Annotated in this window: 1 protein-coding gene; it reads left to right on the top strand. The window is 66.5% G+C overall.

Features of this window, described 5'->3' with window-relative positions:
- The first annotated feature begins 131 nt into the window (after positions 1 to 131).
- Positions 132 to 911, top strand: coding sequence for an IS5/IS1182 family transposase (locus UK23_RS03665; RefSeq protein WP_045309911.1), 780 nt, complete (start codon positions 132 to 134; stop codon positions 909 to 911).
- Positions 912 to 929: the final 18 nt, after the last annotated feature.

The following is a 929-nucleotide window of genomic DNA, read 5'->3' as shown; positions in this document are numbered from 1 at the left end:
GAGCCTTTTCCATCCTGATCTTGCTGGTCACAAGATCGGATCGGTGTAGCCCGACGGCCTTGAACATGGCGAAGCTCCTGGTAGCACTGGCATCACGACCAAGATCAACCGATGCCGACCAGGAGCTTCGTGTGTTGTTCTATCCGTCCGCGATCACGTTGTCCAATCGCACTCTCGACTACGTCGCACGCCTGATCCGCCGCCACCGAACCAGCATCGGCTCCCGCTGGCGTCGCCTGTCCAGCAACCGCCAGGCCCTGCTGGTGCTGGCGCATTTACGCAATGGCGACACCTACCAGCGTCTCGCGACCGGATTCGGGATCGGCCTGGCCACCGCCTACCGCTACATCCGTGAGACCACCGACCTGCTCGCCGCACGAGCACCCATCCTCACGCAGGCAGTCGGCCGGCTCGCCAGCTCGTTCTCGAACTACGCGCTGCTCGACGGCACCGTCGTCCGCATCGACCGCTGCGGTGACCGCGACCGCCTGAAAGCCTGCTACAGCGTCAAAACCCGCCACCACGGCATCACCCTGCAAGTCCTGACCGACCCCTACGGCCGGCTCGCCTGGGTCTCCGACGGCCTGCCCGGCTCGGTCTACGACCTGACCGCCGCCCGCACCCACGGCATCCTCGACACCTGCCGCGAGGCGGGCCTGCAGCTCGTCGCCGACCGCGGTTACATCGGCGCCGGCGAGGGCGTTCACCTGCCCTACCGCCGCTACAAAAACGAGTTCACCCCAGGCAGACGCGCCGCCAACCGCGCCCACTCCGCCATCCGCTGCCTCGTCGAACGCGGCATCGCCACCCTCAAGAACTGGCGCGTCCTCACCCGAGTCCGCGCCAGCCCCCACCGCGTCACCACCTACGCCCACGCCATCCTCACCCTCGAACAACGCACCCGATCATGAAGATGGAAAAGGCTCGGT

Origin of the sequence: Lentzea aerocolonigenes (assembly GCF_000955955.1) — a bacterium.
GTDB lineage: Bacteria > Actinomycetota > Actinomycetes > Mycobacteriales > Pseudonocardiaceae > Lentzea > Lentzea aerocolonigenes_A.
The sequence above is the reverse complement of the archived record's forward strand: the minus strand, read 5'-3'. Positions and strand labels throughout refer to the sequence as shown.